This is a genomic window from Photobacterium sp. OFAV2-7, from assembly GCF_022347985.1.
Lineage (GTDB): Bacteria > Pseudomonadota > Gammaproteobacteria > Enterobacterales > Vibrionaceae > Photobacterium.
Genome location: NZ_JAKRFQ010000119.1, coordinates 1 through 8,443, shown reverse-complemented (window position 1 = coordinate 8,443; position 8,443 = coordinate 1). Strand labels below are relative to the sequence as shown.

Annotated in this window: 8 protein-coding genes; 1 reads left to right on the top strand and 7 read right to left on the bottom strand. The window is 48.7% G+C overall.

Features of this window, described 5'->3' with window-relative positions; genetic code table 11:
- Positions 1–558, bottom strand: a 558-nt coding sequence (locus MHN01_RS09150) for a DUF5609 domain-containing protein (RefSeq protein WP_255725120.1), incomplete at its 3' end; no start/stop codon positions are given.
- A 114-nt stretch (positions 559–672) separates the two neighbouring features.
- On the opposite strand from MHN01_RS09150, the gene MHN01_RS09145 reads away from it, so the two are divergent.
- Positions 673–1,287, top strand: a complete 615-nt coding sequence (locus MHN01_RS09145; RefSeq protein WP_075762498.1) for a YtjB family periplasmic protein — start codon at positions 673–675, stop codon at positions 1,285–1,287.
- 108 nt (positions 1,288–1,395) lie between these two features.
- Here MHN01_RS09145 and deoD read toward each other — a convergent pair whose 3' ends face one another.
- From deoD to MHN01_RS09115, 6 genes are all read right to left on the bottom strand, one after another.
- Positions 1,396–2,115 (bottom strand): purine-nucleoside phosphorylase, encoded by a 720-nt coding sequence (gene deoD, locus MHN01_RS09140; RefSeq protein ID WP_160649674.1) that lies wholly within the window; start codon positions 2,113–2,115, stop codon positions 1,396–1,398.
- Between the two features lie 122 nt (positions 2,116–2,237).
- A complete protein-coding gene (deoB, locus tag MHN01_RS09135; protein ID WP_239411070.1) occupies positions 2,238–3,458 on the bottom strand; it encodes a phosphopentomutase in 1,221 nt (406 codons plus the stop codon).
- 10 nt (positions 3,459–3,468) lie between these two features.
- Positions 3,469–4,800, bottom strand: a complete 1,332-nt coding sequence (gene deoA / locus MHN01_RS09130) for a thymidine phosphorylase (protein WP_239411069.1) — start codon at positions 4,798–4,800, stop codon at positions 3,469–3,471.
- 198 nt (positions 4,801–4,998) lie between these two features.
- The gene (deoC, locus tag MHN01_RS09125) at positions 4,999–5,772 is read right to left on the bottom strand and encodes a deoxyribose-phosphate aldolase (RefSeq protein ID WP_239411068.1); all 774 of its coding nucleotides are present in this window, start codon (positions 5,770–5,772) and stop codon (positions 4,999–5,001) included.
- A gap of 421 nt (positions 5,773–6,193) precedes the next feature.
- Complete coding sequence (locus MHN01_RS09120) at positions 6,194–6,364, bottom strand: XapX domain-containing protein (RefSeq protein ID WP_075762504.1); 171 nt, start codon at positions 6,362–6,364, stop codon at positions 6,194–6,196.
- A 499-nt stretch (positions 6,365–6,863) separates the two neighbouring features.
- Positions 6,864–8,117, bottom strand: coding sequence for a NupC/NupG family nucleoside CNT transporter (locus MHN01_RS09115; RefSeq protein WP_239411067.1), 1,254 nt, complete (start codon positions 8,115–8,117; stop codon positions 6,864–6,866).
- Positions 8,118–8,443 lie beyond the last annotated feature (326 nt).

Below are 8,443 nucleotides of genomic sequence, written 5' to 3'. Positions count from 1 at the left end.
TGCAACCAGCTCGCGCAACTCCGGCATCATCGGCAGTGTCGAGCGCACGGATTCCAGAATCGATTCATCAGCACCCGCCAGCGTTGCCACTCGCTGACGCAAACTCTGTTCAAAATCAAGCTCGCCCTGCATTGCCCGCTCTGTCACCTCGGCGACTTGCTCCCCGACCCCGGCCAGAACGGCAATTTCATCGATACATTCGATCTCAATGGCTGTCGAGTCCATATCCATCACCACAAGACCGGGCTCGGACAGATCCGGCAGATCGCTGGTAGAGGCATAGTCTAACCGGAAGTGGATCAGAGCCTGTTCCAACAAGGCCGACAGTTCATCCCGGATCAGCAATGCATCATACGATCCCACCTTCCATGCGGCGACCACATCCAGATCATCACCGACATACTCCGCAATGTCCGCCAGCAGCTCAGGCGTTATCCGCCGCCCGTAAACCAACAAGCCGGCTTGTTGTCTTATCAGGTTAGAGGCTGAATTTATACTGGGGAAGCGCTGTTGCAGCGAAGTGTGTTTTTTAACTTTTAGCACGCTATCTACATCCATGTTTAAGTTTGGTCATATTAATCCACTGCTACCAAAGTACCCTATTGCAATTTATTAGGGCAAGCCCCAATATGGCATTCGTGCATTTCGGCTTAGATTCCACTATATGTTGATATGATGATACTGAAAAAAACGCGACTACAGCGAACATGGCAACTCCTGGTATTGATAGCCTGCCTGGGCGGCTTGGTTACCATGCTGGAATATGGCTCGGACTTAAACCTCCGCAGCTACCGGGCACTCAGCGAGCAGACCCAGTCTCTGTCACGCATTATTGTTCGGCAAGCCGCCGGAACGGCAGCCAAAGATATTCTTGATAACAATCAGGACAAGCTTCAGGCGCTGGTTCAGCAGCTCTCCGAGGAGCCACTCATTCTTGATGCCAGCATCTACGATCTGGAGGGTATCGCTGTCGCCAAAACAGAAGAGGCGATGCCATTGGAGCAGGTTACGGGAATTTCGACCCCGCTGTCCGTTGCCAGCTTCGGCCGCCAGCAAATTGTCGAGCCGGTTATGGCCGACAAGCAGGTGATTGGTTTTGTCCGTATCACTCTGGAGCACGGCAAGCTATTGGAAGATGCCGCCAGCCAGGTTGAATACATGACCAATATCATTCGGGGACTAATACTGGCCGCCTTGTTCATCGGCTTCCTGCTGGCCTTCACCTTCGGCCGCCGCAAAGATATCTGGCACTTCCCGTTCCTGCTGACGTCAAATGCCAAAGATTAACAACAGGTACGAGGGGCTAGTCACTCTTATCTAGAAGCTCGTCACCGATGTTCGCGTATAAAAAAAGACGGCCTAGGCCGTCTTTTTTACATATCCTATCAAGCGTGCTTATTCAGCATCACCTAGCAGAACAGATTCCAGTGCAATTTCCATCATGTCGTTGAACGTCAGCTGGCGCTCTTCAGATGTAGTTGCTTCACCACGTAGGATGTGATCTGAAACCGTACAGATAGTCAGTGCTTTAGCTCCAAACTCTGCTGCCAGGCCGTAGATGCCAGCCGCTTCCATTTCAACACCAACGATGCCGTATTTCTTCATAGTCTGGAAGAAGTCGAAATCAGGGTTGTAGAACAGATCTGCAGAGAAGATGTTACCTACTTTAACGTCGATACCCTTCGCTTTCGCCGCTTCTACTGCGTTTTGCACCATGCCGTAGTCAGCCAGTGCAGCGAAATCGTGGTCACCGAAACGGATACGGTTAACTTTAGAGTCAGTTGATGCACCCATACCGATTACAACATCACGCAGGTTTACATCGTCACGTACTGCACCACAGCTACCAACGCGGATGATTTTCTTCACGCCGAAATCTTTAACCAGCTCAGTCGCGTAGATTGAGCATGAAGGGATACCCATACCGTGACCCATTACAGAGATCTTACGGCCTTTGTACGTACCTGTGTAGCCGAACATGTTGCGAACGTTACAAACTTCTTTTGCATCGTCCAGGAACGTTTCAGCAATGTACTTGGCACGTAGCGGATCACCCGGCATCAGAACTACGTCTGCGAAATCACCCATTTCTGCATTAATATGTGGAGTAGCCATCGAAATTTCCTTCCATTTCTCCGTCGGCCCGATTCTAACCAACGGCTGTCATTAGTATTAGGTTGCTGTTTCGAACTATAACAACTATAGAACGAAACAGCGGCAGGGATATGTTATATGCGTTACAGGAACGACTTACCGTATTCCATGTCTGACGTACCGAAGTACTCAGCCAGGCTCTGGCCGATATCGGCGAATGTCTCGCGGCGACCCAGTGAACCCGCTTTCACTTTAGGACCTGTTACAAGAACAGGGATGTGCTCACGGGTGTGGTCAGTACCTTCCCATGTTGGATCACAGCCGTGGTCGGCAGTCAGGATCAATACATCGTCTTCCTGAAGCAGCTCAATGATCTCAGGCAGGCGCTTATCGAAGTATTCCAGTGCAGCCGCGTAGCCAGCAACATCACGACGGTGGCCGTAGGCTGAATCGAAGTCAACGAAGTTGGTAAATACGATAGTGTTGTCACCCGCTTCCTTGATCTGCTCAAGTGTTGCTTCGAACAGTGCCGGAATACCAGTCGCCTTCACTTTCTTAGTGATACCGCAGCCGGCATAGATGTCAGAGATCTTACCGATAGAAACAACGTCACCGCCTTTCTCGTCAACCAGCTTCTGCAGCACAGTTGCTGCTGGCGGCTCAACAGAAAGGTCACGGCGGTTACCGGTACGCTCGAACTGGCCTTTGCCAGCACCGATGAACGGACGCGCGATCACACGGCCGATGTTGTACTCTTCCAGCTCTTCACGAGCAATCTGGCAAAGCTCCATCAGGTTATCCAGGCCGAATGTCTCTTCGTGACAGGCAATCTGGAATACAGAGTCAGCAGAGGTATAGAAGATAGGCATACCTGTCTTCATGTGCTCTTCACCCAGGTCATCAAGAACCTGGGTACCTGATGCGTGGCAGTTACCCAGGAAACCTGGCAGGCCAGCACGCTCAAGAATGCGATCGGTCAACTCTTTCGGGAAGCTGTTTGAGTGATCAGTGAAGTAACCCCAGTCAAACAGTACAGGTACACCGGCGATTTCCCAGTGACCTGACGGAGTATCCTTGCCTGAAGACAGCTCTTTGGCATGGCCATACGCGCCGGTGATTTCAGCAGCCGCGTCAAGACCTTCAGGGAAAGTACCTGATGACTCTTCACACGCCTTACCCAGACCCAGCTTGTTCAGGTTAGGCAGGTTAAGCGGACCGCTACGGTCGCCGTTGTCAGCCTCGCCACGGGCACACTGCTCTGCAATATGACCCAGGGTGTTCGAACCTACATCGCCGAAATCAACAGCATCTTCTGTTGCGCCGACACCGAAAGAATCGAGTACCAGAATAATTGAACGTTTCATTTTGACTCCATTAAACATCTTCAGGGCGAACGCGACGGTAAACCTCAGGAGTAGGCTCAGGCTTCTGCTCTGAAATCGTGATGTTCTCACGAACAGCCTTCGCTGCTTCTTCCCATTGTGCTTCGGTACGCGCATGGATAACCGCTAGCGGGGTGTCAGCAGTCACTTCGGTACCCAGTGCAATCATGTCGCTCAGACCCACTGCATAGTCGATAGTGTCGGATGCAACGCGGCGACCGCCACCCATACCCACAACTGCCATACCCAGACCACGCGTATCCATCGCGAATGCATAACCTGTGCTCTCGGCATAAACAGGTTTCACGATTTCTGCTTTATCTAGGTAGTTGTCGTAGTTTTCCATGAAGTCAGCCGGGCCACCAAGACCTGCAACCATCTTACCGAAACACGCTGCGGCTTTACCGTTATCCAGTACTTCCTGCAGTTTCGCGTTCGCTTGTTCCAAATCAGTAGCCAAGCCACTGTTTACAAGCATTTCGGCACACAATGCCATGGTCACGGCAAATAAGCGAGGGTTACGGTATTCACCGGTCAGGAACTGAACGGCTTCACGAACTTCCAGTGCGTTACCCGCAGTAGAAGCCAGTACCTGGTTCATGTCGGTTAGCAATGCGGTCGTCTTGGTACCTGCACCGTTTGCTACGGCAACAATCGATTTTGCCAGCTCTTCAGATGCTTCGTAAGTTGGCATGAAGGCGCCAGAACCAACTTTAACGTCCATAACTAGCGAGCCAAGACCGGCAGCCAGTTTCTTAGACAGGATAGATGCCGTGATCAGCGAGATGTTGTCAACAGTTGCGGTTACATCGCGAGTAGCATATACACGCTTGTCCGCTGGTGCCAAATCGCCAGTCTGGCCGATAATTGCCACGCCAGCATCTTTTGTCACCTGACCAAATACTTCATTGGTCGGCGTAATGTTATAGCCAGGAATAGATTCTAGCTTGTCCAGCGTACCGCCGGTGTGGCCCAGGCCACGACCTGAAATCATTGGTACATAACCACCACAAGCAGCCACCATTGGGCCAAGCATTAGCGATGTTACATCACCAACACCACCGGTAGAGTGCTTATCAACAATCGGACCGTCAAAATTCATGTGATCCCAGTTGATCACCATGCCAGAGTCACGCATTGCACATGTTAGGGCTACACGCTCGTTCATGGTCATGTCATTGAAGTAGATTGCCATCGCAAAAGCAGCAATCTGGCCTTCAGAAACAGTGTCTTTAGCGACACCCTGGATAAAGAAGTTAATTTCGTCTGCAGATAGTTCGATGTTGTCGCGTTTTTTTCTAATGATTTCTTGTGGTAAATACATGGTATTCCCCGGTCAGATAATAATATAGGGCAGATGACAATTTACCTTGCGTAACCATTTTCATTGGAAAAACTGGTTCACAGTATGATTCTCAGCCGCACAGGTGCCGCTCGCGCCGCAGCCGGGCAAGAACCAAACAGTAAATAGTCACAGGCAAAAAAAGTAAGGTGGCAATAAATGCCACCTTACGGGATTAGATTAGTAGCCGCCTTCAGCTGCTTTTTCGCCTTCACCTAGAGTGTGAAGTAGGTTAGCTAGCAGGCTAGATGCACCAAAACGGTAGTGCATGCTGTCAGCCCACTCTGCACCGTGAATACGGTCAGCCATGTCTAGGTATTGCTGTGCGTCTTCAGCAGTACGAACACCACCCGCTGGCTTGAAGCCAACGGTTTTCGCTACGCCCATCTCTTTGATCACATTCAGCATGATCTCAGCGTATTCTGGTGTTGCGTTAACAGGCACTTTACCTGTTGATGTCTTGATGAAGTCAGCACCGGCTTTGATAGACAGCTCAGATGCTTTCTTGATTAGCTCTTCTGTTTTCAGCTCACCAGTTTCGATGATCACTTTCAGCAGAATGTCGCCACAAGCTTCTTTACACTGCTTAACCAGCTCGAAACCCACTTCTTCGTTACCCGCCATTAGGGCACGGTATGGGAATACAACGTCAACTTCGTCCGCACCGTAAGCAACGGCAGCTTTAGTTTCTGCTACTGCAATTTCGATATCGTCGTTACCGTGTGGGAAGTTAGTAACAGTTGCAATACGGACTTCAGGTGTACCTTGCTCACGCAGTTGTTTCTTCGCTACAGGAATGAAACGTGGGTAGATACAGATAGCTGCTGTGTTGCCTACAGGTGTTTTCGCGTTCTTACACAACTCGATCACTTTTGCATCAGTGTCGTCATCGTTCAGAGTGGTAAGATCCATTAGTTTAAGTGCACGTAGTGCAGCAGCTTTTAAATCGCTCATGACTATCTCCAGTCCAGTTATTTTCTACCAAGCTTATAGAAACTGTTCCATACGCTTGACGGCAATCTGTTGCTATACCGTCAAACGGCCCGCCTACAGCGAACAGTTAGATGAGCGGACTTGGTTCCTTGAAGACTCAGGAAAACAATGCGAGATTGCCGACCTGATTGATATCCATTTCACCGCGCAAGAAGCTCAGGTAACCTGAGCCCTTGCAAATTTTTATGCCGTCCAGCAAACCGTGACAGTACTCCCATCACGACGGGGAAACGCTGAAACAGCAATCGTCAGTTAATGATGGTGCTCACGTATAATACCAAGCTCCAGTACGCCTCACCATCAAAGTCGTGTTTCCAGTGGTGGATAATGTGTTTACCGCAATAAAAGCTTGTAAACATATGTTATTACTCAAAAATCCTATTTAAGTAAAGAAACGTTCCACAATCCACTGATAAGCAATACCCCCTGCGTATACCCCGAAAATTCCCATCACTCCGGAGAGGACCGGCGGTGCCGGTATCGGCAGCTTTATCGCGGAAAACAAGACCCCGACGATAAACCCAGCTATCAGCGCTAGTATGACTTCACTCATAACGTTTCTCTCTGTCTTTTACAGAAACAAACAAAGTGTAGCCTGCAGATACTGAGGTGTCGCTTGCAACGTGAAATGATGGTAGCAAAGGAATATGGCAGAAACCGGAGCGCAATCGATTTTATGATACAAAAAATGAGCGCGTTACAAGTTTTTACCAAATCTGTTGATCAATATTGAGGGGCTGAAGCACTGAAATTTGAACCTGGAGGGAAGTGTCAAATGGCCAGTGGCACAACTCGAAAAAATATATCAGCCTGGATAAATAATTATTCAAATCGTGGCGAAGGAAATGCGCAGCAAAAGTCGCAGAATAAAGAGGTGAATTGCGGCTAAATGGTTACTCTAACTTCAACTGCCGAAGCCTAGCTAATAGTAATTGATAGCCAACTAAACGGTTCAAGAACAGAGACGGACAGAATTGAAGCTCGAAATCGACAGATACAAAAACGCCACAGCATAGCCGTGGCGTTTATCATTCAGCTGAACGAGTCAGTGATTACATTGCGCTTAGTGAGAAGAACAGACCAGCGATAGTTGCAGACATTAGGTTAGATAATGTACCTGCAGCTACTGCGCGCATACCAAAGCGTGCAATGTCGTGGCGACGGTTTGGAGCGATGCTACCAAGACCACCAAGTAGGATTGCTACTGAAGACAGGTTCGCAAAACCACATAGAGCAAAAGAGATGATTACTTTTGTCTTTTCAGAGATAACTGCAGGAGCAGCTTCACCTAGGTAAGGAACGTAGCTCAGGTAAGCAACGAATTCGTTCAGGATCAGTTTCTGACCGATGAAAGAACCAGCAATGTTTGCATCAGCCCATGGAACACCGATTAGGAATGCAAGAGGCTGGAATGCATAACCAAGTAGCAGTTCCAGAGTTAGGTCCGGCATGCCGACCCAACCACCGATGCCACCTAGCATACCGTTAATAAGAGCAATCAGACCAACGAATGCCAATAGCATTGCGCCGATGTTTAGAGACAGTTGCATACCAGCAGACGCACCGCCAGCAGCTGCATCAATTACGTTAGCAGGCTTGTCGTCGCCCTGTGCTTCGTCACCACCAAGCTGCTCAACAGGCTCGTCTGTTTCAGGCTTGATGATTTTAGCAAACAACAGACCACCAGGTGCAGCCATGAAAGATGCTGCAATCAGGTACTCTAGAGGTACCCCCATTGCTGCATAACCAGCAAGAACACCACCAGCAACCGAAGCTAGACCACCACACATTACGGCAAACAGCTCAGACTGCGTCATTTTTGGTACAAACGGACGCACAACTAGCGGTGCTTCAGTCTGACCAACGAAAATGTTAGCTGTTGCAGACATTGATTCTGCGTTAGAGGTTCCAAGTACCTTCTTCAGACCACCACCAAGAACGTTGATTACAACCTGCATAACGCCTAGGTAGTAAAGAACACTGATTAGTGCAGAGAAGAAGATTACTGTTGGCAGAACTTTAAATGCGAAGATAAAACCAATACCTTCAACAGAGAAGTTCACTAGGCTACCGAATAGGAATTCGATACCGATGTTACCAAAATCAATGACGCTCTGAACACCGCTACTCGCAGCACCAAGAACATCTTTACCCCAAGGTACATACAGAACAAATGCACCTAATGAAAATTGGATGGCAAATGCGCCACCAACAGTACGTAGATTAATAGCTTTACGGTTATCAGATAGTAGAACAGCTAGACCTAGCAGTACTAACATCCCAACCAGGCTCATAAACAGGCTCATAGTTTATGGCATCCCTTTAGTTAAGTTTGGCGTCTCGACAATTTGGCTCTTTAAGAGTCCGGCGCATTATACTAACGCAGCGGCCGATAAAGTAATGCCGCCATCACACTTTCCAAGGAAAGGGAGTGAAAGTTTAATCACAAACGTGACATAAATCACAAACGAAAACACAACTTACGCAACCGTTTCGCGCAATCGTTTTCTTTTAGATCTGGATCACATCAATATCTGAAAAAGTTCAGCCGCAGTTAAGCTGGTAGCTGAAGCTATTTCAGCTTCAGATTCCTCTCTGATCTCGACAAGTGATTGCATAACATTGCATAACC